Raw genomic sequence first — 24211 nt, forward strand, 5'->3', positions numbered from 1 at the left:
GTTTTCTGCGCTTCCGGTGCTCACGGACTTGAATGTCCGCTCCGCTCCGGTTCTCGAAAACCACGCCATCCGACTCAGCGGAGCGAATTCTCAAGCATCTCTCTGCCGGCAGCTAGTGCCGGAAGTGTCTCACGCCGGTAAACACCATGGCGATGCCGTGCGCGTCGGCGGCGGCGATGACGTCGTCGTCGCGCATCGAGCCGCCGGGCTGGATGACGGCGGTGGCGCCGGCTTCGATCGCCGACAGCAATCCGTCGGCGAAGGGGAAGAACGCGTCGGAGGCGACAACCGAGCCCTTGGTCAGCGGTTCGGCAAGGCCCGCCGCCTCGGCCGCGTCGAGCGCCTTGCGCGCGGCAATGCGCGAGGAATCGACCCGGCTCATCTGGCCGGCGCCGATGCCGACGGTGGCGCCGTCCCTGGCGTAGACGATGGCGTTGGACTTGACGTGCTTGGCGATGCGGAAGGCGAATTTCAGGTCGGCCATTTCGGCCGCTGTCGGTGCGCGCTTGGTCACCACTTTCAGCTCGAGGTCGTCGACCACGGCATTGTCCCTGCCCTGGACGAGGATGCCACCGGCGACGGATTTGACCGTCGTGCCTGGGGTGCGCGGGTCCGGCAGGCCGCCGGTGACCAGCAGGCGCAGGTTCTTTTTCGCGGCGACGATTGCGGCTGCCTCGTGGGTCGCGTCGGGCGCGATGATCACCTCGGTGAAGGTTTTCACGATCTCCTCGGCGGCTTCGGCGTCGAGGGTGCGATTCATGGCGACGATGCCGCCGAAGGCCGAGACCGGATCGCAGGCGAGCGCCTTGGCATAGGCTGCCTTCAGCGACGCGCCCTCGGCGACGCCGCACGGGTTGGCGTGCTTGATGATGGCGACGGCGGCGGAGCGGTTCGGATCGAATTCGCCGGCCAGTTCGAAGGCGGCGTCGGTGTCGTTGATGTTGTTGTAGGAGAGTTGCTTGCCTTGCAGCTGGCGCGCCGTGGCGACGCCCGGCCGCTTGTCGCCATTGAGGTAGAAGCCGGCGCTCTGGTGCGGATTCTCGCCGTAGCGCATCACCTCGACCAGCCTGCCGCCGAAGGCGCGCCACATCGGATGCTCGATCTCGAGCGCCTCGGCGAACCAGCCGGAGATCGCCGCGTCATAGGTGGCGGTGCGGGCAAAGGCCTTGGCCGCCAGCTTCTTGCGGAAATCCAGCGACAGCGAGCCAATGTTCATCTCCAGTGCGTTCAGCACCGAGGCGTAGTCGCCAGGATCGGTGACGATAGCGACATAGGCATGGTTCTTGGCCGAGGCGCGGATCATCGCTGGGCCGCCAATGTCGATGTTCTCGACAATCGCGGCATAGTCGGCGCCGGAGCGGCGGACTTCCTCGAAGGGATAGAGATTGGAGACGACGAGATCGATCGGCTCGATGCCGTATTTGCGCATCGCAGCCGAGTGCTCGGGGTCGTCGCGCACACCAAGCAGCGCGCCATGCACGCTGGGATGCAAGGTCTTGACGCGGCCATCCATGATCTCGGGAAAGCCGGTGAGCTCGGAGACGTCACGCACCGCCAGGCCAGCCTCGGCGATCGCCTTTGCCGTGCCGCCGGTCGAGACCAGTTCGACGCCGGCAGCCGCCAGCGCCCTGGCGAAATCGATCAGCCCGGTCTTGTCGAAGACGGAGAGCAGGGCGCGACGCACCGGAACGAGGTCAGGTGCTGGAATGTTCTTGGCGGCGACGGCCATGGGCGGCGGCCTTTCACGGCTGGTGTGGTGGGTGCCCGCGCCGTAGCACATGACATCGGGAAATCAAACTGGAAGCGCTGCCGGATAGTGTCTCAGTTTGAACTTCGGCTTAGGAGTTCATGAAAGGAATTGCTACGATCAAGGCGACAAACAAAACCGCGAGAAACATGGCGAAGGCCGCGATGCCGGCAAGTATGGTGATCACTATATTTGCTGCTGCTCTCTTGCGTATATTGCTAGTCATTCCGCGCCCCTGAACGGCTCGCTTCTTGTATAGGCCACGCCGATTCGGCTTCGAGCCAACAGCATCCATCTTCTCGCAAGATTTTCCATTGGTTCAAATTGAAAAACTACCCACTGCCTTCGTAGATACGATCAGTTGTTTTCCGGGTAACCGGCGATGCTGGTGCGTGTCAGCTGCCAGTGGACTTCGGCGACGTCCGAGGCCTTGAAGGCAAGCACGATCTGGCGGCTGCGGCGCGGGCCGCCAAGGCCGGCGAAATAGATCGATTCCTCGACCTCCGGCACCACTTCGCTGGAGGTGAACACCCAGGTGTCGGCCTGATCGCCGGCCAGGACCAGCCGATCGTGCTCGTCCTGCAGCAGGTTGACGTCGGGATGGACGTGGAAGCGGATGGTGACGAAGTCGCGGCCATTGTTTCGGATCGCCGCATTGCCGGGCCGCAGAAAGCGGTCCCTGCCGGCCAGCACGTTGCCGTTCTGCGACAGTTTCAGCTCGCGCTCATGCAGGAAGCCGAAGCGCGGGACATAGCCGTCATGGCGGGCGATAAAGCCTTGAATTCCTTTCTGGTCGGTGCGCTTGCACTGCACCTGCTGCGGCCCGCCGATCAATGGTGAGCCGAGCAGGTCGTTGACACGCAACGAATGGCTGAAGCGTGCCGACGAGGTATCGTTGATGGTGGCGGTCGAGTGCGCGGCGGTGGCCCGCGCCAGCGGCCTGAACTCGGCGACGCCATAGGTGTCGATGCCGGCGTTGACGATGTAGTGCTGGCGACCGGACGACAGTTCGAAGGCGAGGCAGCCGGCGTGCGCGGCATTGGACACGTCGACCGGCGGCGGCAGCCCGGTGTCGGCGATGACGGTGACGCCGCCCATCGACAGGCGCTCATAGCCGGAATGCGGGGCATGCAGCAGCGGCGAGCCAGCGGTGTCGTCGTGACGCAGGATGGTGGCGATGCGATCATGGATGGTGGCGCCCATGCCGTTGAAGCGGGCGAGGCTGCCGTCCTGATGGCGGAAGAAGCGCAGCGCCGGCAGCATGCGGTCGATGGCGCCGATGAGGGCCTGCGGCGGCGTTTCGGCCTGGTTGGCATAGGTCTGGCGCAGCGGCAAAAGGTCGGCGAGGATTTCCAGGACGACCATCGGATTGCGTGAAATGTGACCGCCATCGGCAAGGATCTGGCGGTCGAGCTCCGCGGCGAGGTTGCGGGTGGCGCCGCGCAGCGCCGATGCCGGCGCTGGCAAGGACAGGGCGGCGAAGGCCAGCGCGATGCGGGCGCGCAGCCTGTCCTTGCCATCCGGCATTTCGCGCGCCATCGACCTGAGGTAGCGGATCTGGACGGCAAGCGTCTTCAGGAAGGCGCGGTAGAAGGGGAATTCGGCGCCCTGCAGCACGACAGAGGAATGCTGCAGCCAGGCGATGATGCGCTTGGCCGTCGTGCCGGGCTCCCAGGCGATGCCGGAAATATGGCTGCCATGGATGGTGATCCAGTCGGAGACCAGCGCGCGGGCGTTGGCGGCGGCCAGTTCGGTGCCGGCGGCGCGCATGTGGCGCAGCCAGCGAAAACCGTGCAGCGTCTTTTGCCAGCCATGGTTGGGCACGTTGATCTGGAAGGGCGATTTGCCGCCGGTCTCGACCAGATGCCCCGACAGGGGATAACGGCCGTAGTAGATCTCGAGCGCGATCTGCGGGTCGGCCAGACGCAGGTCCGGCGGTGCGATCAGCACACGTTCGGGCGTGCGGCCGGAATAGCGCCAACGATAGATCGGCCCGGCACGCAAGCGCCGGCGCGTCTTGCGCCAGAACTCCTTCGCGACAAGCGTCCACAGACGCGTCGTGTTGCTGGCAGCAAGTGCCAAAACCCCTCCTGATCGTCTTCTACCCCGGCGCAAGTTTACATGATTGCACGACTCGTGCGAAGGCGAATTCCATCGGACGGCTCCGGCTCACCCGGTCCCGCCCGCGACTCTCCCTAAAAAAGTCAGTAAATCCCGGCGGTTAAATATTTAGCCGGCTCTGCGCATGCGGGCAGCGAAGAAGCCGTCGAGGCCCGAGCGTTCCGGCGCGCCGAGGTCCAGATCGGCGGGCGTGGTGCGCAATGTGCCTTGCGGCGTCAGGAATGGATCGATGCCGGCGATCTCGCCTTGCTGCAGCGGATCGTCGGCTATTTCAGCCGTGCCGGCCAGAAAGGCGCGATAGAGGTCCTCGCCCTCGAGCGGGTCGAGCGAACAGTTGGAAAAGACGATCCTGCCGCCGGGTTTTACCAGCGTCACGGCGCGGGCGAGCAGCCTGCGTTGCAGGTCGGCGAGCTTTTCGACATCGGCCGCCGTCTTGGTCCATGGCACGTCGGGATGTCGCCGCACCGTGCCGGTCGACGAGCAGGGCGCGTCGAGGAGCACGGCGTCGAACAATTCCTTCGGCTCGTATTTGGTGAGGTCGGCCTGGACGATGTCGGCGGACAGGCCGAGGCGGTCGAGATTTTGCGTCAGCCGCACCAACCGGTTCTTCGACGTGTCGACGGCGGTGACCTTGGCGCCGGCGAGAATGAGCTGCGCGGTCTTGCCGCCGGGAGCGGCGCAGAGATCGGCAACGCGAAGTCCCCTGACATCGTCGAACAGCCTCGCCGGCAGGCTGGCGGCGGCGTCCTGGACCCACCAGGCGCCGTCGGCAAAGCCGGGCAATTCGGTGACGGGCCCGGCAAGCTTTTCCACCCGAATTGTGCCGGTCGGCAGGACGATGCCGCCGAGCCGCTCGGCCCACAGTTCGGGATCGGCCTTGACTGAGAAATCGACCGGCGCTTCGTGCCGATGCGCTGCGAGAATCTGTCTGGCCTTTTCATTGCCGTAGGAAGCCTTCAGCCGGTCGGAGAACCATTTGGGCGCTTCGTCGGTGGCGGCAAGGGCGGCAGGTAACTCCGTTTCCTTGGCGCGGGCGAGCGTGCGCAGCACGCCGTTGACCAGGCCGGAAAAGCGCACCGTGCGCGGATCGGACTTGGCGTGGGTCACCGCCAGGTCGACGGCGGCGCTGTCGGGAATGTCGAGGAACAGGATCTGTGCCGCCGCCACATGCAATATGTGCGACAGCGCGGTGGCGTTGGGCGGCAGTGGCTTTTCCAGCCGGCGCGCCAGCAACCCGGTGATGGTCATGCGATAGCGCAGTGCGGTGATCAGGATGGCACGCACCAGGCCGCGATCGCGCAGGTCGAGCGCTCTGTACTGCGGATGGCCGTTCTCGTGGTCGGTGAGCCCGTCGAGCGGCGTCCTGGCGTCGATAACCGCGGCAAGCAGGCGTGCCGCCGCCTTGCGGGCGGCGAGACCGGCAACGAAGTCGCCGCCATCCTTGTGTTCCTGATCGCCTGAAACTGTGCGTCGAGGTCCTCTGTCCGCCACGCTCACGACCACCGGCCTTTGGGCCCGGTCGGGTTGCGCCCCCATGGATTGGGCTTCGGTTCGGCCGATTCCGCCGGCTGTTCAGGTCGCGCTGCCTGGCCCCATGGACCTGACGGCGGCTGTTCGTCCAGCTGCCGGGGGGCCGGGGCCTGGCGTGGTGCGACTCGAGTGTCGCTGCCTTCCATCTGGCGCGCCATCGCCTGCAAGGCGGCGATGCGGTTTTCGGTGCTCGGGTGTGTGGAAAACAGACTGTCCATGCGCTCGCCGGAAAGAGGATTGATGATGAAGAGGTGCGCCATTGCCGGATTGCGCTCGGCATCGGGGTTTGGAATGCGTTCGGCGCCGCGAGCGATCTTGTCAAGGGCGGACGCCAGCCAGAGCGGGTGTCCACAGATTTCGGCACCGCGCCGATCGGCCTCGTATTCGCGGGTGCGGCTGACCGCCATCTGCACGATCATCGCCGCAAAGGGCGCCACGATCATCGCCGCCAGCACGCCGACAAAGCCGAACGGATTGTTGTCGCGGTTGCCGCCAAGGAAGAAGGCGAAATTGCCAAGCATCGAGATGGCGCCGGCAAAGGTGGCGACGATGGTCATGGTCAGCGTGTCGCGGTGCTGCACATGGGCGAGTTCATGCGCCATCACCGCGGCGACTTCTTCATGGCTCAGCCTCTGCAGCAGGCCGGTGGAGGCGGCGACGGCCGCATTCTGCGGGTTGCGACCGGTGGCGAAGGCGTTCGGCTGCGGATTCTCGATCAGGTAGGTCTTCGGCATCGGCAGGCCTGCCTGTTGGGCCAGTGACCGAACGATGGCGTAATATTCGGGCGCGTTCTTTTCGTCGACTTCAACGGCGCGGTTCATCGACAGCACCATCTTGTCGGCGTTCCAGTAGCTGAACAGATTGGTGCCGGCGGCAATGACCAGCGCGATCATCATGCCGCCCGATCCGCCGATCAGAAAGCCAACGCCCATGAACAGCGCCGTCATCGCGGCAAGCAGCATGGCGGTGCGAAGTGTGTTCATCGTCTGCTCCTGTTCCTGTGGCGGTGAAAAGGGGTCGATCGTTGCGAGGTCATCGCTATATGATGGGAAACGCCAGTTCCTGTTTCAATCCGCCGGAAATATCGCATGAACGACGAGACCAGTAAAACCGATGCCGACCTTGGTCATGACCTCCAGCCGAAGGCGCTGACGCCGGAGGCCAGCCGTGCGCTCGCGGAAGCCGAAGCAAGGCGCGTGAAATATCTGGAGAAGGAAGCCGCGACGCCGAAGGAAATCGGCGGCCGTGGCGGCAAGGAACCCGGCCGCTACGGCGACTGGGAGGTCAAGGGCCTGACCAGCGATTTCTAATGCATGTCGCGCAAAAGTGGCCTCGGTTTTGCGATATCGACATGCACAACAAGAAGGCCTAAAGCGCGTCGCTTGAATCGGTCTCAACGCGACGCGCTTTAGGAAGCCGCCGCGCTTCGTATCTGCTCCAGACCAAGCCGGCCCTGGGCGTCGGTGACCGCCGTCAGGTTGCTGTAGTCAAAAATGGTTTCGTGCGGCGTCTCCATCTTGTGCTGATGCGTCGCGGTTATCACCACCACCGTGGCGCCGGCTGCCTCGCCCGCCTGGATGCCCGGCGTTGCGTCCTCGAAAACCACGCAGTCGTGGGCGTCGAAGCCAAGCCGTTCGGCCGCCAACAGGAAGCAGTCGGGAGCAGGCTTGCCGTGAACCACGTCTTCCGCCGTGACCATTGTCGCCGGACGCGGGATGCCCGCCGCTTCGATCCGCACCAGCGCAAGCGCGAGCGGCGAAGATGTTACGATGGCCCAGCGATCCGGCGGCAGCGCACCCAGGAATGCCGCGGCGCCGGCGATGGCATTGACCCCTTCGACATCGGCGATTTCGGCCCGTGTAATCTCGTTCGCCTCGTGCTGTGGGTCGATACCGGGAAGTGCCAGCCGGCGGACGGTCTCGATGGCGCGCCTGCCATGCATCGTTGGCAGGAAAGTCGCCACGTCGAGGCCGTGCCCCATCGCCCAATTGCTCCAGACGCGTTCCGCGGCCGCGGTCGAATTGAGCAGCGTGCCATCCATATCGAAGAGGAAGGCCGCGAATTTCTTGCCTGCGAACATGGTTTTCCTTGAATTGGGGGAGCACTTATGGCGGTCGCCGAACCTAACGTCGCGGCGTCGGTATGGGAAGGCACGAGGCCACCTTTTCGATAGTCCCAGGGAACCACAGTCCGTCCTCTCGCGTTTGAGCAAAACTGTTTTCCACGACGATCGAAGGGGGACTGCGATGCTGATCCGGCTCGGCTACGAAATCGCCATTGAGTGCACCGCGGCCACCCCGGTGATTTCGCTGCTCGAGATCCACAAGGACAGGCAGGCCGACATAAAGCGGCAGACGCGGGTGTTGACGTCGCCTGCGGTGTCGACCAGGCTCTACCACGATCTCTACGGCAATGGCTGCCGCCGCTTCACCGCGCCCGCCGGCGGTTTTCGCATCCTCTATGACGCGGTCGTCGAGGACAGCGGCGAGACCGACGAAGTCAACACGCTGGCCAGGGAAGTGCCGGTGGCGGAACTGCCCGACGAGGTGCTCGGCTATCTCCTCGGCAGCCGCTATTGCGAGACCGATCACCTCAGCGGCCTGGCGTGGCAGCTTTTCGGCCATGTCCCCTCGGGTTGGGCGCGGGTGCAAGCGATCGTCGACTATGTCCACAACCGGCTATCATTCGGCTACGGCTACGCGCGTTCGACCCGCACCGCGGCCCAGGCGCATGACGAGCGCGTCGGCGTCTGCCGCGACTTCGCTCATCTGGCTATAACGCTCTGCCGCTGCATGAACATTCCGGCGCGCTATGTGAACGGCTATCTCGGCGACATCGGCGTGCCGGCCGATCCGGCGCCGATGGATTTCTCGGCGTGGATGGAAGCGTTCCTCGACGGCAAATGGTACGCATTCGATCCTCGTCACAACACGCCGAGGGTCGGCCGCGTCGTCATCGCGCGCGGCCGCGACGCTACCGACGTGCCGCTGCTGCACAGCTTCGGCCCGCATCGGCTCAGCCTGTTCAAGGTGTGGACCTACGAACAGGAAGGCAATTTGTTCAATCCGCCCTATCATGCCATCGACAGGACGGTCAGCGCGCAGATGCTGGCCTGATCTCCCGGTAGCCGGGCATGTGATCCGGCAAGTTTGACGCCCTGCGATTTCTAACAGCTGGTCCGCTTCGGCACAGGAGCCCTGTGCCGCAACAGGACGTCATCGGGCATTGCGTGATCCCTTGGCTCGATCATGGTAAGCGGCTGGTAAACGAAGCCGGAAGAGTATTTTTCTATTTACCGGTCATTCACCTTTGCGCAGCTCTCAACCTAACAAAAACAATAGGTTGTTGGCGAACGGCTGGCCTTCTGTCCCGTAGCGGCGTCACCCGGCCGGAATCCTGCATTGTCCTTCCCGCGGCGACGAGGCCGAGGCGAGTGGAGGCTGCAGGATGCGGAATTTCGGGGGTCTTGTTCACGCGGCTGGCGTCTTCGCCAGACATCGCGGTGGAAATTTCGCAGTCCTGTCCGGCCTTACCGCTTCTGTCTTGGCGCTGGCTGTTGGTTTTTCCGTCAACGTAACGCAGCTCTACAATGCCAGATCGAGCCTGCAGGGCGTGGTCGACGCCGCAGTCACGTCGACGGCGCGCGACCTGACGACCGGCGTCATCAGGGAAGCCGATGCCAACAGATCGGTGCAGGCCTTTCTCGATACCAACAGCCAGGCAGGTATCCTGCAGGCCGATCAGATCGTGCTCGACAGGCTGGTTGTCAACAGGACCGCCAAGACCGTCCAGGCGGACGCCCATGTCGATGTCGCCCTGTATTTCCCGATGTTCAACATGGGTGGCACAAAGCGCGTTGCCGCTTCCACAACGGCGCTCTACTCGGACAAGACCATCGAAGTGGCGATGATGCTCGATGTGACCGGGTCGATGGGGCCGAACATCTGGGCCAAGACCAACAAGATCGGCGACCTGCAGATTGCCGCCTCCGGGGCTGTCAAGGATCTGCTGGACAACAACATCGATCCGAGAAATCCGCGTGTGCGTGTCGCGATTGTTCCCTATGCCGAAGCTGTGAACACGGGCGGTCTTGCTGGCAGTGTCTTCGTCGAGGACAAGGGTGGGCCGGACCTGCCGCCACCCTTGGATGCTCCGGTTTCGGTGTCGGTGACACCAGCGCCCGACAAATGTGCCACCGAACGCAAGGACAAGGATGGCTATGCCGACACTTCGTCCGACGGACCTTCCACGTCGCGGTGGGACAGCAACGGCAAGGAGTACCTGGCCAAAATCAATCGGGACGATCACATGAGAACCTGCCCGACGCCGGAACTCATCCCGCTGTCGGCCGACGAGGACAAGCTGCTCGACACGATCGATGATTTCAGCGCGGCTGGCGTGACCGCCGGCGGCATCGCCGCGCAGTGGGGCTATTACATGCTTTCACCCTCGTGGCGCTCGACCATCGTCAATGCTGGGCTGGGTGCGGGTCCCGCCAATTTCGATAGGAGGAAAGTCGCCAAGGTCGCCATCCTGATGACGGACGGCCAGTTCAACACAGCCTTCGCCGGCGAGCACGGTGCGCCAAACTCACAGAATGCCGGCCAGATGTCGCGCGACAATGCCGAAGGCATTTGCGACGACATGAAGCGCGTCGGCATCGAGATCTTCACGATCGGCTTCGATCTGAACGATCCAACCATGACGGCGACCGAACGGGACCAGGCAAAAAGCGTGCTCCGGGACTGCTCCACAGCGGACACGTCGTCGCTGAAGCACTACTACGAGGCAGCGACAGGGGCGGAATTGAAGCAGGCGTTCGACGACATCGTCCAGAACATCGAGAAGATCACCGTCACCAAATGAGCCTTTGCGGACAGTTCCGCGGGTTATTGGTCCAAAAGGAAAAGGCCGCCGCTTCTTTCGAAGCCGGCGGCCTTCCGTGTTTCCGTCCGTGGCGCGGCCAATGGCGGTGACCCGTGAGGTCACCTACCGCGCATCTCGCGCCTTAACGGGAAGTCTGCTTCCCGAAAGTGCAATCCGCTGAGGCCACGTTCTGGAAAACGAAATCACTCGACATCGGATCACCTCCTTTCGATTTGTTGAACACACAGAGATGATGGGGTCTGATTTGGCAAATGGCAAGGCGTCACCCTCAAAAAGCCGGGTGTGTGTCTTTCCGGACATGCTTGCCAGACGGGCTGGCCAGATGGGCTGACCAAACGGGGTGGCTTGCGGTCCGGGGGCAAACGGACAACATTGGCGCTCTGGCTTCGGGGAGGAAGCATGGACGCCACCGACAAGGCCGCGCGGATCGTTCGAACGGTTGTTGAAACGCTGAAGCCGGGCTTTGCCGTCAGATTGTGGACCGGCGAGCGGATCGGTCCCGCCGACGGTCCGGTGCTGGCCATCAACGACCAGGACATCGTCTGGCAACTGGCGCGCCGGCCAAATTTTTCGACGCTGCTCGAGATGTGGATTTCAAAGACGATCGACGTGGAGGACGGGTCGCTGTTCGATCTCTACGCCTTGCCCTCACACGGCAAGCTGAGGTTGAAGGCGTTGCCGAAGCTGGCGATCCTGCGCGATCTGCCTGCCGTCCTGTTCTCGCGAAAGCAGATGACGCGCCGGGCCGATCTTGCCGGCCGCAACCCCTTCGTCAGCGGTTCGAACAAGCAGGCGATCGAGCATCATTACGACATTTCGAACGCGTTCTACGGGCTCTTCCTCGATGAACGCATGGTTTACACCTGCGCCTATTTCACCGATTTCGCCAACGGCATCGACCAGGCGCAGCAAGACAAGCTCGACCATATCTGCCGTAAACTCAGGCTGAAGCCCGGCGACCGGCTGCTCGACATCGGCTGCGGCTGGGGTGCGATGCTGATCCATGCCGCCAAGCACTATGGCGCCATCGGCCATGGGGTCTCGTTGTCGGAGGAGCAGACCCGACTGGCGCGCGAGCGCATCCGCGCCGAGGGTCTCGATGATCGGATCACCATCGACATAAAATCCTATACGGAACTGAGCGGCAGCTACGACAAGATCTCGTCGATCGGCATGTTCGAGGCCGTCGGCCTCGCCAACCACGGCACCTATTTCTCGACCATCCATCGCTTGCTCAAGCCAGGCGGCATCTACCTGCACCATGCCATCACCCGACGCGGCAAGGGTAGCGCGAAAAAGACGCTGCGCAAGGGCGCGGAATACAAGGCGTTGATCAAATACATATTTCCCGGCGGCGAGGTCGACACCATAGGCATGACGCTCGGCAATCTCGAGGCGCATGGTTTTCTCGTCCACGACGTCGAAAACCTGCGTGAACACTATGCCCGCACCTGCAGGCTTTGGGCGGAACGTCTGCACGACCGGTTCGATGAGGCGATCGCCGAGGTCGGCGAAGCCAAGGCACGCCTATGGCTGCTTTACCTGACGGGCTGTTCGATCACCTTCGAACGCGCCTCGGCGCAGATTTTCCAGACCGTCGTCACCAAGCGTGCGCGGGGATCGAGCGGCTTGCCGCCGACGCGGGCGGATCTTTACCGGTGATCAGACGAATCGCATCGCCGCGCCGATTTCGACGCGGGCCGGTCGATCGATCGTGCAGTAGACGCCGAGATTGTGCGCGTTGTGGCGGACCAGATTGCGCAGGATGGCCGGGTCGTGGTCGAAATCATCCTGGGCAATGATGGTGAAGCCGCAGCGGCGGCACGGCTCGGAGATGGTCAAGTGCAGATCGCCGATCGCCAGCTTGCGGCCGATCCATTCCGTCTCCGGGAACGATCCTTCGACCGGCGCCATGTCGACGACAATGTTGGGGCGGAAGCGTCGCGGATCGGGCACGCCTTCGGGGTGCAATGCCTTCAGCCGTGCCAGCGAAGCCGTGGTCAAAAGGTGGATCGGGGCCTTGCGGTAACGCTCGGCGGTCAGCGGTCCGGAATAGCCAGGCGCCGCGTGTTCCCTCCGAAACGGCCGGATCGAGGCCGCGAAGCCGAGATAGGCGGAAACGGCGCGATCGCTTTCGGCTCCTGGCGCCGCCAGCCAGTCGCCGTCGGGAATGGCAACCTCCAGTTCACGGGTTGGCGACAACCGGGTCCTGATGCGCGGTACCTTGTGCCATTTCGCATCGCGGTCGGGTCGCGCGATTTCGTTGTCGGTGGCATCGACGAGACCGAACATGCGGTCGCCGTCGATGCTTTCCTGATCCACCGAAATCGCGTCCAGGCGCTCGCCGGCGAGCGAACTCGCCGGGTAGCGCCAAAGCTCGATGACCGAACCCACCGCGACTGTCGATTGCATCAGCTTTTCTTGTTCTGCCGGTTGGCGATCAGGTCCTCGACGACGGCCGGATCGGCGAGTGTCGAGGTGTCGCCGAGGGCCGAAAAATCGTCCTCGGCGATCTTGCGCAGGATGCGGCGCATGATCTTGCCCGAGCGTGTCTTGGGCAGGCCGGGCGCGAACTGGACCTTGTCGGGCGAAGCGATGGCGCCGATCTCCTTGCGGACATGGGCAATCAACTCCTTGCGCAATTCCTCGCCAGGCTGTTCGCCGGCCATCAGCGTGACATAGCAGTAGATGCCCTGGCCCTTGATGTCGTGGGGGTAGCCGACGACGGCCGCTTCCGAAACCTTGTCGTGACTGACCAGTGCGGATTCGACTTCCGCCGTGCCCATGCGGTGGCCGGAGACGTTGAGGACGTCGTCGACGCGGCCGGTGATCCAGTAGTAGCCGTCGGCGTCGCGGCGGCAGCCGTCGCCGGTGAAGTACTTGCCCTTGTAGGTCGAGAAATAGGTCTGCACGAAGCGGTCGTGGTCGCCATAGACGGTGCGCATCTGGCCCGGCCAGGAATCGGTGATGCACAGATTGCCGTCAGCCGCGCCCTCCAGCACCTTGCCCTCGCCGTCGACCAGCTGCGGCTTGATGCCGAAGAAGGGCCGCGTGGCCGAACCTGCCTTGAGGTCGGTGGCGCCGGGCAGCGGGGTGATCAGGATGCCGCCGGTCTCGGTCTGCCACCAGGTGTCGACGATCGGCACCTTGCCGTTGCCGACGACGTTGAAATACCACTCCCAGGCTTCCGGATTGATCGGCTCGCCGACCGAACCCAGCACGCGCAGCGACTTGCGAGATGTCCTGGTGACATGCGCATCGCCGGCGCCCATCAGCGCGCGCAATGCCGTCGGCGCGGTGTAGAAGATGTTGACCTTGTGCTTGTCGATGACTTCCCAGAAGCGCGACTGTGACGGATAGTTCGGCACGCCCTCGAACATCAGCGTGGTGGCGCCATTGGCCAAGGGTCCATAGACGATGTAGCTGTGGCCGGTGACCCAGCCGACATCGGCGGTGCACCAGTAGATGTCGCCGTCATGGTAATCGAAGACATATTGGTGCGTCATCGAAGCATAGACAAGATAGCCGGCGGTGGTGTGCAGCACGCCTTTCGGCTTGCCGGTCGAGCCCGAGGTGTAGAGGATGAACAGGGGATCCTCGGCCTTCATCTCCTCCGGCTTGCATTCGGCTTTCACCGAAGCGACTTCGTCGTGGTACCAGACGTCGCGGCCCGGCGCCCAGCCGACCTTGCCGCCGGTGCGGCGCACGACGACAACCTTGTTGACCATGACGAAATTCCTGGCGGCGATATCGATCGCCTTGTCGGTGTTCTCCTTCAGCGGGATGGCCTTGCCGCCGCGCAGGCCTTCGTCGGCGGTGATGACGAAAGTCGATTCGCAGTCGACGATGCGGCCGGCCAGCGCGTCGGGCGAAAAGCCGCCGAAGACGATCGAGTGGATGGCGCCGATGCGCGTGCAGGCCAGCATCGCATAGGCCGCTTCCGGGATCATCGGCATGTAGATGGTGACCCGGTCGCCCTTCTTGACGCCGTGCTTCTTCATCACGTTGGCGAGCCGGCAGACATGCTCGTAAAGCTCGTTGTAGGTGATCTTCTTGTCGTCGTAGGGATTGTCGCCTTCCCAGATGATGGCGGTCTGGTCGCCGCGCTTCTTCAGGTGGCGGTCGATGCAGTTGTACGAGACGTTGGTTAGGCCATCCTCGAACCACTTGATCGAGACCTTGCCATCGAACGAGGTGTTCTTGACCTTGCTGAAGGGCTTGAACCAGTCGATGCGCTTGCCATGCTTGCCCCAGAACTTGTCCGGGTTCTTAACGCTGTCGTCATACCATTTCAGGTAGGTGTCATTGTCGATCAGTGCGTTTTTCTTCCACGCCGGCTGGACGCGATGGACATGAACCTCGGACATTCTTCAGTTTCCTCCCGAACCAATCCACCGGCTTGAAACGCCGGCGGGATCGCGGCGACGCGGCCGCGAATTCGGCGGCATTATTACCAGTTCCTCCGTTACGGCAATATTAGACATTGGGTTTGCGCGGCGGGATGCCGCAGACAGACTTGCGCCGCCTGTCAGCACTCAGGCAATGTCGCTGCTAACTGCATGTTTTCGCGCGGAAAACCCGTTCTTGATCAGGAAAAATCAATAGACAGTTAAGCAACGGCGCGCACAATCCAGCGTTGGGAGGAACGGAGACTCAACCAAGGGACCGTCCAAGGGGGACTGCAATGCACGACCATTCCGAAATGGACCTGATGCTAAGGGGATATGGCCTGACCACGGCCAAGATTCTTTACCATTTTCCCGATCATCCGCATCTGCTGCAGAGCTACATCTGGCAGGACTACGACATCGCTCCGAAGTTTCCGGTGCTGATCCGGTTCATCGAATTCTGGAAGACCAGGCTCGACGGCCCCCTGCATTCGGTTGTCTACACGCATCAGAAGCTGATCGCGCCGAACGAATGGCGCAAAGTCGATGGCGAGTTCGTGCTGCATTAGGGTGTGCCGATATTCAGGTGAGGCCGGCCTGCGAATGGCGGTTTCCTGCGCTTCCGGTGCTCACGTACTTTAAGTACGCTCCGCTCCGGTTCTCGGAAGCCACCATTCTCGACTCGGCCTGACCTGAATCTCGACACACCCCGATCCCGAACGGTTGATGTGTTAAACCGCCGGCGGGTTCAGCCGGGCGAAACCTTCCTGGCGGTGATAGGGGAAATATGGGTAGGGTGCGGTGACTTCGCTGGCCGCGTCGAGTTTCCCGATCTGCTCCGGCGTCAAGGTCCAGCCGATGGCGCCGAGATTTTGGCGCAGCTGTTCTTCGTTGCGGGCGCCGATGATGACCGAGGATACGGTCGGGCGCTGCAGCAGCCAGTTGATGGCGATCTGCGGTACTGTCCTGCCGGTTTCTTCGGCCACTGCGTCGAGGGCATCCATGACCCGGTAGAGATGCTCGTCCTCGACCGGTGGGCCGAAGCTTGCGGTGTCGTGCAGCCGGCTCTTGTCCGGCAGTTTTGCTCCCCGGCGGATCTTGCCGGTCAGGCGGCCCCAGCCGAGCGGGCTCCACACCAGCGCGCCGACGCCCTGGTCGAGGCCAAGCGGCATCAGCTCCCACTCGTAGTCGCGGCCAACCAGCGAATAGTAGACTTGGTGCGCGACATAGCGCGGGTAGCCGTGCCTGTCGGCTTGCGCCAGCGACTTCATCACTTGCCAGCCGGAGAAGTTGGAGACGCCGACATAGCGAAGCTTGCCGGAACGCACCAGCTCGTCCAGCGTCGACAGAACCTCCTCGATCGGCGTGCCGGCATCGAAAGCATGCAGCTGCAGCAGGTCGATGTAATCGGTGCCGAGCCGCCGCAGCGCGTCGTCCACGGATTTGATCAGTCGCGAACGCGACGAGCCGTAATCGGCCGGGCCGTCACCCATCGGCAGCGCGGTCTTGGTGGAGATGAGCACGGCATCGCGGCGGCCTTTTATGGCTTCGCCAAGCACTTCTTCCGACGCGCCGTTCGAATAGACGTCGGCGGTGTCGAACAGATTGACGCCGGCTTCGAGGCAGATGTCGACCAGCCGCCGCGCTTCGCTGGCGTCGCTGTTGCCCCAGGCGCCGAACAGCGGGCCGGAGCCGCCAAAGGTTCCCGCGCCAAATGAGAGTGCGGGCACTTTCAGGCCCGATGCACCGAGACGTCGATAGTCCATTTTCGTGGCTCCTGGTGGTTTGGAAAGGGATGTCGAAGGCGATCCGGTTTTGCCGGCGTTATGAGCGGACCGAGAGAGGCTCGCCGATCGTAGGGCTGCGATCGAGGCGCAGTGCCAGTCCCGCCACGGCGAGTGCGGTGAGCGGCAGCAGGGCGGCGATCCAGGTGAGCGAACCCAAGCCGAGGCCCTGGGCGATCACCGCGCCGCCAAGCCAGGCGCCAGCGGCGTTGCCAAGATTGAAGGCGGCGATGTTGAAGGAAGAGGCAAGGCTTTGGCCCGCACCTTGCGCCTTTTCCAGCACCCACATCTGCAGCGGCGCCACGGTGGCGAAAGCGGCGGCACCCAGCAGGCCGACATAGATCACGGCCATTACCTGGCTGTGGATGGCGAAGGTCATGGTTGCGAGCACCAGGGCCAGCACCACGAGGCTGCCCAGCACGGCCGGCACCAGCCAGCGATCGGCGACCTTGCCGCCGGCGAGATTGCCGGCGATGAGACCGCCGCCGAAGACGAGCAGGATTGGCGACACGGCGGCTTCGCCAAAACCGCTGATCTGCGTCAGTAACGGAGCAATGTAGGTGAAGACGGCGAAGACGCCGGCATAGCCGAGCACGGTGGTGGCGAGGCCGAGCAGCACGGGCGTGCGGCGCAGCACGGCGAGGTCGGCGCGCAGGTCGCTCTTTTCGGGCGCCGTCCGGCTGCGTGGCACCAGAGCCAAGATGACGGCGAAGGCCGCCAGGCCAACCACGGTTACCGCCCAGAAGGTCGCCCGCCAGCCAAAGGCCTGGCCGAGCCAGGTGCCGAAGGGCACGCCCAGGATGTTGGCGATGGTCAGGCCGGTGAACATCAGTGCGATCGCCGAGGCCTTCTTGTTGGGCGCGACCAGCCCGGTGGCGACCACCGAACCGACACCGAAGAAGGTGCCATGGGCAAAGGCGGTGATGACGCGGGCGCCCATCAGCGTCCAATAGTCGGGCGCTAGCGCACAGGCGAGATTGCCAAGCGTGAAGATCGCCATCAGCGCCAGAAGCACGGTCTTGCGCGGCCAGTTGCCGGTAGCGATGGTCAGCAAGGGCGCGCCGATGACGACGCCGAGCGCATAGCCCGAAATGAGCTGGCCGGCGGCCGAGATCGAGACGCCGAGATCCTTGCTGACGTCGAGCAGCAAACCCATGATGACGAATTCGGTGACGCCAATGCCGAAGGCGCCGGCGGCGAGGGCGTAAAGAGCAAGAGGCATGGCGATTTCCACTTCGATGAGGATGAGCGCCGTCCCGCGCCCCGACCCGAAAGATCGTGTCGCCATGCATTGTGAACCAGACTTGCGCCGGGCACATTTTCTGTGAAATAGATTCACAAATGGCCAGGCCTGATATCAATCGCTCCGGCGAGATCGAAGTGTTCGTGCGCGTCGTCGAGGAAGGTAGTTTCTCTTCCGCGGCACGCGCGTTGCGCATGACGCCGTCGGCGGTCAGCAAGCTGATCGCGCGGCTGGAAGCTCGGCTTGGCGCGCGGCTGGTCAGCCGTTCGACGCGAAAACTGCAACTGACACCGGAAGGCACCGCGTTCTACGACAGCGGCCTGCGCATCCTGGCCGACATGGCGGCGGCCGAGCAGGAAGCCGCGGCAGGGGCGGCGCCACGCGGACGGCTGCGCGTCAACTCCTACGTTCCCTTCGGGGTGCATCGGCTGATCCCGCTCCTGCCGCGCTTCCTCGAACGTTACCCGGAGATTTCGGTCGATCTGGTGCTGACCGACAGCGTCATCGACCTGATGGCGGAACGCGCCGATGTCGCCATCCGCGCCGGGCCGCTCGGCGAATCGCGGCTGGTGGCGCGCAAGCTCGGGCAAGGCCCGGTGGCGGTCGTTGCAGCACCTTCCTACCTCCAGATGCATGGCACGCCGCTAACACCGGCCGATCTCGACAGGCACAACCGCATGGGCTTCGGTTTCGTGCGGCATCTCGACGGCTGGCCATTCCGTGACGCGGCTGGCAACGCCATCATGGTTCCGATCATCGGCAACACGCTGGTCAGCGATGGCGAGGCGATGCGGCTGATGGCACTGGCGGGCGCGGGCATTGCCCGGCTAGCGCGCTGGCACGTGGCAGCCGATATCGCGGCCGGCCGGCTGGTGCGGTTGCTCGAGGATTTCAATCCGGGCGACGAGGAGGCCACCCACGCCGTCTATGTCGGCCAGGGCCGGCACCTGCCGGCGCGGGTGCGGGCCTTTCTCGATTTCCTTGGCGAGAGCGTGCGGCTGACCTAAGGCGAGGCGGCTCTCGGGAGCCCATGGGCTCCCGAGATGTCTGCGCTGGTGGCGGCTAGGCTTTCGGCGTGAACGGCGCCGGGCGGCGGCCGGCGGCCTGGCGCTCCACCATCCAGCCGGGATATTCGGGCGGCAGGGCGCTGACCTCGTCGAGGCGGACGAGATCGTCGCTGTCAAGCTTCAGCTGGGTGGCGGCAAGGTTCTGTTCGAGCTGCTCCATGCGGCTGGCGCCGATGATGACGCTCATCACGAAGGGCCTGGTCAGAACATAGCCGAGCGCCACCGTGGCAACGCTCACATTGTGCTTTTTGGCGATCTCGCGCATGACGGCGACGGCCGCCCAGGCGCGCTCCTCGTTGACCGGCGGGAAGTTGAGGGAGGCACGGCGGCCCTCGCCATTGCCTGGCGCGCCGGGGCCGTATTTGCCGGACAGCAGGCCTCCGGCCATCGGCGACCATACCATCAGGCCAAGCTTTTCCTCATTGATGAGCGGCACGATTTCGCGCTCGAGATCGCGGCCGGCGATCGAGTAATAGGACTGGATGGTCTCGAAACGGGCAGAGCCCTTGCGGTCGGCGATGCCGAGCGCCTTGGCGATGCGCCAGGCCTGCCAGTTGGAAACGCCGACATAGCGGACCTTGCCGCTGGCAACCAGATCGTCGAGCGCCCGCATCGTCTCGTCGATCGGCGTGACCATGTCGGTGCCGTGCAACTGATAGAGGTCGATATGGTCGAGCTGCAGCCGCTCGAGGCTGGCATCGACCGAGTCCATGATGTGGCCGCGTGACGAGCCACGCTGGTTGGGACCGTCGCCCATGGCGCCATGCACCTTGGTGGCGATGACCACTTTCTGCCTGTCGACGCCGAGATCCCTCAGCGACTGGCCGAGCAGCCGCTCGGACTCGCCAAACGAGTAGACGTCGGCCGTATCGAAGAAATTGACCCCGGCGGCGAGCGAGCGCGCAACGATCTCGTTGACGCCCTTCTGGTCGAGGCTGGCGATCAGGCCCCATTGGGCGTTCTCGCCGGCGGCGCCGAAGGTCATGGTGCCGAGGCAAAGTTCGGAGACGAACATCCCCGTATTTCCAAGCTGGTTGTAACGCATAGTGGAGGCTCCAGGAGAATGGTGATGACACCAAGCAAATAGGAACGATACGTTTCGTTTCCAGTCTTGGCACAACGAGGCTGCCAGATTGGCCCAAAGTCCGCGGTGTCAGCGGCTGCCGAAGATCGCCGATCCGACCCGGACGCTGGTGGCGCCGAAGGCGACCGCCGTCTCGTAGTCGCCGGACATGCCCATCGACAGTTTGGCGACGCCGGCCTCATGCGCAAGCTTCTCCAGCAAGGCGAAGTGAGGACCTGGGTTCTCGTCGGCCGGCGGGATGCACATCAGGCCTTCGATGGCGAGGCCGTGGACACCACGGCAGCGGGTGACGAAGGCTACCGCGTCGCGCGGTTCGATGCCGGCCTTCTGCGGCTCGGACCCGGTGTTGACCTGGACATAGAGCTTCGGCGCGCGGCCCTGCCTGGCGATCTCCCTGGCGAGTTCGACGGCGATCTTGTCGCGATCGACCGTCTCGATGACATCGAACAGCGCCACCGCCTCCTTTGCCTTGTTCGACTGCAGTGGACCGATCAGATGCAGCTCGATGTCGGCAAAAGTCTCCTTCAGTGCCGGCCATTTGCCTTGCGCCTCCTGCACGCGGTTTTCGCCGAAGACGCGCTGGCCGGCCTCGATGACCGGGCTTATGTCGGCGGCGTCAAAGGTCTTGGAAACCGCGACCAGCGTTACCGCGCCAGGATCGCGGCCGGCTTCGCGCTCGGCGGCGGCGATCTTGGCCTTGACCGCGAAAAACTGCTGAACGGCGTCACCCATATGCAAATCCCGCTGTTTTGATCCGCGTTTTTGACCGACGCGAGACCCATATGGTTGACGGGTTTGCCAAACCATGGTGAACACCCGGACCATATCCAATGAACTGCCGAGCTGTCGCCCGCAGTCCGCATGCTTTTAAGTGAAAAACGTCCCATGGCAACCGAACGATACAATCCGCGCGCGTCAGAGCCCAAATGGCAGAAGGCCTGGGACGCCAGGAAGCTTTTCGAAGCGCACAATGACGATCCGCGCCCGAAATACTACGTGCTGGAAATGTTCCCCTATCCGTCGGGGCGCATCCATATCGGCCACACCCGCAACTACACGATGGGTGACGTGGTGGCGCGCTACAAGCGGGCCAAGGGCTTCAACGTGCTGCACCCGATGGGCTGGGACGCCTTCGGCATGCCGGCGGAGAACGCGGCGATGCAGAACAAGGTCCATCCCAAGGAATGGACCTACCAGAATATCGCCACTATGCGCGAGCAGCTCAAGGTCATGGGCCTGTCGCTGGACTGGGCGCGCGAATTCGCCACCTGCGACGTCGACTACTACCACCGCCAGCAGATGCTGTTCCTCGATTTCGTCGAGAAGGGCCTGGTGACGCGCAAATCCTCCAAGGTCAACTGGGATCCGGAGGACATGACCGTGCTCGCCAACGAGCAGGTCATCGACGGACGCGGCTGGCGTTCGGGGGCGCTGGTCGAACAGCGCGAACTGACGCAGTGGTTCTTCAGGATCACCGATTTCGCCCAGGACCTGCTGGATTCGCTCGACGGCCTCACCGAATGGCCGGAAAAAGTGAAGCTGATGCAGCAGAACTGGATCGGCCGCTCCGAGGGCCTGCTGATTCGCTGGCCGCTGGCCGACGCCATCGGCGGCGAGCATGAGCTGGAAGTCTATACGACAAGGCCCGACACCATTTTCGGCGCCTCTTTCATGGCTGTCGCCGCCGATCACCCGCTGGCCAGGAAGGCTGCCGAGACAAATCCGGCGCTGGCCAAGTTCATCGACGAGGTCCGCCATATGGGCACTTCGGTGGCGGCGCTGGAAACGGCTGAGAAGAAGGGCTTCGACACCGGCATCCGCGTCGTTCATCCGTTTGACGACAGCTGGACGCTGCCGGTCTATGTCGCCAATTTCGTGCTGATGGAATACGGCACCGGCGCCATCTTCGGCTGTCCGTCCGGCGACCAGCGCGACCTCGACTTCGCCAACAAATACGGCCTGCCGGTGATCCCGGTGGTGATGCCGGAAGGCGAGAATCCAGGCAGCTTCCAGATCATCGATGAAGCCTATGTCGGCGACGGCGTGATGATCAATTCGCGCTTCCTCGACGGCATGAAGCCGGATCAGGCGTTCGACGAGGTCGCGAAACTGCTGGAGCAGAAGACCATCGGCAACCGGCCAATGGCCGAGCGCAAGGTGAATTTCCGCCTGCGCGACTGGGGCATTTCGCGCCAGCGCTACTGGGGCTGCCCGATCCCGATGATCCATTGCGAGGATTGCGGCGTGGTGCCGGTGCCGAAGGCCGACCTGCCGGTCAGGCTGCCCGACGATGTCGATTTCGACCGGCCCGGCAATCCGCTCGACCGCCATCCGACCTGGCGCCATGTCAAATGCCCGCAATGCGGCAAGGATGCGCGTCGTGAAACCGACACGATGGATACGTTCGTCGATTCGTCGTGGTATTTCGCGCGCTTCACGGCGCCCAGAGCGTATGAGCCGACCGATCCCAAGGCAGCCAATGAGTGGCTGGCGGTCGACCAGTATATTGGCGGCATCGAGCACGCGATCCTGCATCTGCTCTATTCGCGCTTCTTCACCCGCGCCATGCGCGAGACCGGCCATGTCGATTTGGCCGAGCCGTTCAAGGGCCTGTTCACGCAAGGCATGGTGGTGCACGAAACTTATCGCGTCGGCTCGGCGTCGAATGGCCGCTGGCTGGCGCCTACGGAAGTGCGGCTGGAGGACGACGACGGCAAGCGCCGCGCCATCGACATCGCCACCGGCGAGGCGGTGACGATCGGCCCGCTTGAAAAGATGTCGAAGTCGAAGAAGAACACGGTGAGCCCGGAAGACATCACCGACGGCTACGGCGCCGACACGGCGCGCTGGTTCATGCTGTCGGACTCACCGCCCGAGCGCGATGTCGAATGGACCGACGATGGCGCCGCCGGCGCGCATCGCTTCATTCAGCGCATCTGGCGCCTGGTGTCGACGGCGGCCGAGACGCTGGCCGGCGTCGGGCCCGTGGCGGCCAATGCCGGCGAGGCGGCAGTAGTTTCGAAAGCTGCGCACAAGATCCTGAAGGCGGTCGGCGAGGATATCGAGAAGCTTGCCTTCAACCGCGCCATCGCCCGCATCTACGAACTGGCCAATGCGCTGACCACGCCGCTCAACGATGTGGCCGAAGGCAAGGCCGATGCGGCGCTGAAAGGCGCTTGCCGGCAGGCCGTGGAGATACTCGTGCATCTGATCGCGCCGGTCATGCCGCATCTGGCCGAGGAGTGCTGGGAAACGCTCGGCGGCACCGATCTGGTCGCCGAACGGCCGTGGCCGGTCTTCGATCCGGTACTGGTCGTCGACAACGAAGTTACCTATCCGGTACAGGTCAACGGCAAGAAGCGGGGGGATTTGACAATTGCCCGCGACGCGGACCAAGGTGCGGTCGAAAAAGCGGTACTGTCTCTCGACTTCGTGCAGAAAGCACTCGAAGGTAAGGCTCCGCGCAAGGTGATCATCGTGCCGCAGAGGATCGTCAATGTCGTTGCCTGATCGAAAGACAGAGCTGGGCCGTTTGCTGCGCCGCGTGGCGCTTGCCGGCCTGCTCGGCTCGCTTGCGCTGGCCTCGGCCTGCACGGTGCGGCCGCTCTATTCAAGCGCGCCGCTGTCGACCAGCTCGACCGGCAGCGCCAATTCCGAACTGGCGTCGATCGGCATCAAGCCGGTCAACACGCGTTTCGGGCAGCAGGTGCGCAACAATTTGATCTTCGGGTTTGGACGAGGCGCCGGCGAACCGGCCTCGCCGGCCTATTCGCTCTTCCTCGGCGTGGGCGAAGCCGTCGAATCCGCGGCACTCGTGCAGGTCGGAACCGACGAAGACGAGCCGACCGCCGGCTCCGTGACGCTGACCGCCAACTACACGCTGAGCGATGCCAAGACCGGTGCAAAGATCGCGTCCGGGAGGCGCTCGATCACCTCGTCCTTCGACAGGCCGCGTCAGGAATTCGCCGCATACCGGGCGCAGATCGACGCCGAGAACCGTGCCGCGCGCGAGCTGGCCGAAGCGCTGCAGCTGTCCATCGCCCAGGACCTGGTCAAGTACGGCAAGACGGCCGGCTAGCGCATCATCGTTTCGAACGCTCTCCGCCTCAAAATGCGGGTATGGCGGGCAATGGTGACATTGATCACGCGCGCGCAAAGTCAGTCCGCCCGAGATTCCGTGGAGGTGGCCTACGTCACGCCTTGTGGTTCCCGCAACCAGACTGCGCCGGCGTGAGTGCTGCCTGACAACGGGTCGCTCGTTGCGACCGGTACGATGACTTGCTGTCCCAAGATCGTCGACGATCGCGCCGCCGGGGAAGCAACTGTTAACCACTCGCTCCCTATTGCTCGGCAGGTGTTT

General features: G+C 63.7%; 19 protein-coding genes. 8 read left to right on the forward strand and 11 right to left on the reverse strand.

Going from position 1 to position 24211, the window contains the following annotated elements:
• Positions 1 to 112 precede the first annotated feature (112 nt).
• From purH to htpX, 4 genes are all read right to left on the reverse strand, one after another.
• Complete coding sequence (gene purH / locus AC1D08_RS15135) at positions 113 to 1729, reverse strand: bifunctional phosphoribosylaminoimidazolecarboxamide formyltransferase/IMP cyclohydrolase (protein WP_477396538.1); 1617 nt, start codon at positions 1727 to 1729, stop codon at positions 113 to 115.
• Positions 1730 to 2104: 375 nt separating this feature from the next.
• On the reverse strand, positions 2105 to 3829 hold the full coding sequence (locus tag AC1D08_RS15140) for a heparinase II/III family protein (RefSeq protein ID WP_095084153.1): 1725 nt from the start codon (positions 3827 to 3829) through the stop codon (positions 2105 to 2107).
• A gap of 147 nt (positions 3830 to 3976) precedes the next feature.
• Positions 3977 to 5371: an RsmB/NOP family class I SAM-dependent RNA methyltransferase gene (locus AC1D08_RS15145; protein WP_457150558.1), complete on the reverse strand. Its 1395-nt coding sequence runs from the start codon at positions 5369 to 5371 to the stop codon at positions 3977 to 3979.
• Positions 5362 to 6381 (reverse strand): zinc metalloprotease HtpX, encoded by a 1020-nt coding sequence (gene htpX, locus AC1D08_RS15150; protein WP_457150549.1) that lies wholly within the window; start codon positions 6379 to 6381, stop codon positions 5362 to 5364. The genes AC1D08_RS15145 and htpX overlap by 10 nt, the downstream gene beginning before the upstream one ends.
• Before the next feature lie 105 nt (positions 6382 to 6486).
• Between htpX and AC1D08_RS15155 the strand changes: the two genes are divergently transcribed.
• A complete protein-coding gene (locus tag AC1D08_RS15155; protein ID WP_457150550.1) occupies positions 6487 to 6708 on the forward strand; it encodes a DUF1674 domain-containing protein in 222 nt (73 codons plus the stop codon).
• 98 nt (positions 6709 to 6806) lie between these two features.
• Here AC1D08_RS15155 and AC1D08_RS15160 read toward each other — a convergent pair whose 3' ends face one another.
• Entirely contained in the window at positions 6807 to 7478 is a 672-nt protein-coding gene (locus AC1D08_RS15160) for an HAD-IA family hydrolase (RefSeq protein WP_457150551.1), read from the reverse strand.
• Between the two features lie 166 nt (positions 7479 to 7644).
• On the opposite strand from AC1D08_RS15160, the gene AC1D08_RS15165 reads away from it, so the two are divergent.
• The 3 genes from AC1D08_RS15165 (at position 7645) to AC1D08_RS15175 (ending at position 11947) form a co-directional block, all read left to right on the forward strand.
• Positions 7645 to 8514 carry a transglutaminase-like domain-containing protein gene (locus AC1D08_RS15165; RefSeq protein WP_457150552.1) on the forward strand — a complete coding sequence of 290 codons (870 nt, stop codon included), beginning with the start codon at positions 7645 to 7647 and terminating at the stop codon, positions 8512 to 8514.
• A gap of 331 nt (positions 8515 to 8845) precedes the next feature.
• Positions 8846 to 10264, forward strand: coding sequence for a pilus assembly protein TadG-related protein (locus AC1D08_RS15170; protein WP_457150553.1), 1419 nt, complete (start codon positions 8846 to 8848; stop codon positions 10262 to 10264).
• A 420-nt stretch (positions 10265 to 10684) separates the two neighbouring features.
• Positions 10685 to 11947: a class I SAM-dependent methyltransferase gene (locus AC1D08_RS15175; RefSeq protein ID WP_457150554.1), complete on the forward strand. Its 1263-nt coding sequence runs from the start codon at positions 10685 to 10687 to the stop codon at positions 11945 to 11947.
• Here the strand turns inward: AC1D08_RS15175 and AC1D08_RS15180 are convergent, their stop codons facing one another.
• Together AC1D08_RS15180 and acs are read right to left on the reverse strand one after the other, a co-directional pair.
• Positions 11948 to 12697 (reverse strand): MOSC domain-containing protein, encoded by a 750-nt coding sequence (locus tag AC1D08_RS15180; RefSeq protein WP_457150555.1) that lies wholly within the window; start codon positions 12695 to 12697, stop codon positions 11948 to 11950.
• Positions 12697 to 14652: an acetate--CoA ligase gene (acs, locus tag AC1D08_RS15185; RefSeq protein WP_477423458.1), complete on the reverse strand. Its 1956-nt coding sequence runs from the start codon at positions 14650 to 14652 to the stop codon at positions 12697 to 12699. Before acs ends, AC1D08_RS15180 begins: the two co-directional genes overlap by 1 nt.
• A gap of 317 nt (positions 14653 to 14969) precedes the next feature.
• On the opposite strand from acs, the gene AC1D08_RS15190 reads away from it, so the two are divergent.
• Entirely contained in the window at positions 14970 to 15242 is a 273-nt protein-coding gene (locus AC1D08_RS15190; RefSeq protein ID WP_457150557.1) for an usg protein, read from the forward strand.
• A 162-nt stretch (positions 15243 to 15404) separates the two neighbouring features.
• On the opposite strand, the gene AC1D08_RS15195 is transcribed toward AC1D08_RS15190, so the two are convergent.
• Positions 15405 to 16439, reverse strand: coding sequence for an aldo/keto reductase (locus tag AC1D08_RS15195; RefSeq protein ID WP_457152906.1), 1035 nt, complete (start codon positions 16437 to 16439; stop codon positions 15405 to 15407).
• Between the two features lie 58 nt (positions 16440 to 16497).
• The gene (locus tag AC1D08_RS15200; protein ID WP_457152907.1) at positions 16498 to 17679 is read right to left on the reverse strand and encodes an MFS transporter; all 1182 of its coding nucleotides are present in this window, start codon (positions 17677 to 17679) and stop codon (positions 16498 to 16500) included.
• Between the two features lie 119 nt (positions 17680 to 17798).
• Here AC1D08_RS15200 and AC1D08_RS15205 point away from each other — a divergent pair, with 119 nt between their 5' ends.
• Entirely contained in the window at positions 17799 to 18707 is a 909-nt protein-coding gene (locus tag AC1D08_RS15205; RefSeq protein ID WP_457152908.1) for a LysR family transcriptional regulator, read from the forward strand.
• A 55-nt stretch (positions 18708 to 18762) separates the two neighbouring features.
• On the opposite strand, the gene AC1D08_RS15210 is transcribed toward AC1D08_RS15205, so the two are convergent.
• Together AC1D08_RS15210 and AC1D08_RS15215 are read right to left on the reverse strand one after the other, a co-directional pair.
• Entirely contained in the window at positions 18763 to 19812 is a 1050-nt protein-coding gene (locus AC1D08_RS15210) for an aldo/keto reductase (protein WP_457152909.1), read from the reverse strand.
• Positions 19813 to 19920: 108 nt separating this feature from the next.
• Positions 19921 to 20583: a YggS family pyridoxal phosphate-dependent enzyme gene (locus AC1D08_RS15215; protein ID WP_457152910.1), complete on the reverse strand. Its 663-nt coding sequence runs from the start codon at positions 20581 to 20583 to the stop codon at positions 19921 to 19923.
• 153 nt (positions 20584 to 20736) lie between these two features.
• Here AC1D08_RS15215 and leuS point away from each other — a divergent pair, with 153 nt between their 5' ends.
• Both leuS and lptE read left to right on the forward strand, forming a co-directional pair.
• Positions 20737 to 23361, forward strand: a complete 2625-nt coding sequence (gene leuS, locus AC1D08_RS15220) for a leucine--tRNA ligase (protein WP_477423461.1) — start codon at positions 20737 to 20739, stop codon at positions 23359 to 23361.
• Complete coding sequence (lptE, locus tag AC1D08_RS15225; RefSeq protein WP_095084169.1) at positions 23348 to 23929, forward strand: LPS assembly lipoprotein LptE; 582 nt, start codon at positions 23348 to 23350, stop codon at positions 23927 to 23929. The genes leuS and lptE overlap by 14 nt, the downstream gene beginning before the upstream one ends.
• Positions 23930 to 24211 lie beyond the last annotated feature (282 nt).

Source organism: Mesorhizobium sp. P2_E6, assembly GCF_056403835.1.

What these genes read in the sequence shown, in the direction of transcription:
- purH (WP_477396538.1), bottom strand. Translation starts at nt 1,729, where the DNA reads ATGGCCGTCGCCGCCAAGAACATTCCAGCACCTGACCTCGTTCCGGTG.
- htpX (WP_457150549.1), bottom strand. Translation starts at nt 6,381, where the DNA reads ATGAACACACTTCGCACCGCCATGCTGCTTGCCGCGATGACGGCGCTG.
- AC1D08_RS15155 (WP_457150550.1), top strand. Translation starts at nt 6,487, where the DNA reads ATGAACGACGAGACCAGTAAAACCGATGCCGACCTTGGTCATGACCTC.
- AC1D08_RS15160 (WP_457150551.1), bottom strand. Translation starts at nt 7,478, where the DNA reads ATGTTCGCAGGCAAGAAATTCGCGGCCTTCCTCTTCGATATGGATGGC.
- AC1D08_RS15165 (WP_457150552.1), top strand. Translation starts at nt 7,645, where the DNA reads ATGCTGATCCGGCTCGGCTACGAAATCGCCATTGAGTGCACCGCGGCC.
- AC1D08_RS15170 (WP_457150553.1), top strand. Translation starts at nt 8,846, where the DNA reads ATGCGGAATTTCGGGGGTCTTGTTCACGCGGCTGGCGTCTTCGCCAGA.
- AC1D08_RS15175 (WP_457150554.1), top strand. Translation starts at nt 10,685, where the DNA reads ATGGACGCCACCGACAAGGCCGCGCGGATCGTTCGAACGGTTGTTGAA.
- AC1D08_RS15180 (WP_457150555.1), bottom strand. Translation starts at nt 12,697, where the DNA reads ATGCAATCGACAGTCGCGGTGGGTTCGGTCATCGAGCTTTGGCGCTAC.
- acs (WP_477423458.1), bottom strand. Translation starts at nt 14,652, where the DNA reads ATGTCCGAGGTTCATGTCCATCGCGTCCAGCCGGCGTGGAAGAAAAAC.
- AC1D08_RS15190 (WP_457150557.1), top strand. Translation starts at nt 14,970, where the DNA reads ATGCACGACCATTCCGAAATGGACCTGATGCTAAGGGGATATGGCCTG.
- AC1D08_RS15195 (WP_457152906.1), bottom strand. Translation starts at nt 16,439, where the DNA reads ATGGACTATCGACGTCTCGGTGCATCGGGCCTGAAAGTGCCCGCACTC.
- AC1D08_RS15200 (WP_457152907.1), bottom strand. Translation starts at nt 17,679, where the DNA reads ATGCCTCTTGCTCTTTACGCCCTCGCCGCCGGCGCCTTCGGCATTGGC.
- AC1D08_RS15205 (WP_457152908.1), top strand. Translation starts at nt 17,799, where the DNA reads ATGGCCAGGCCTGATATCAATCGCTCCGGCGAGATCGAAGTGTTCGTG.
- AC1D08_RS15210 (WP_457152909.1), bottom strand. Translation starts at nt 19,812, where the DNA reads ATGCGTTACAACCAGCTTGGAAATACGGGGATGTTCGTCTCCGAACTT.
- AC1D08_RS15215 (WP_457152910.1), bottom strand. Translation starts at nt 20,583, where the DNA reads ATGGGTGACGCCGTTCAGCAGTTTTTCGCGGTCAAGGCCAAGATCGCC.
- leuS (WP_477423461.1), top strand. Translation starts at nt 20,737, where the DNA reads ATGGCAACCGAACGATACAATCCGCGCGCGTCAGAGCCCAAATGGCAG.
- lptE (WP_095084169.1), top strand. Translation starts at nt 23,348, where the DNA reads ATGTCGTTGCCTGATCGAAAGACAGAGCTGGGCCGTTTGCTGCGCCGC.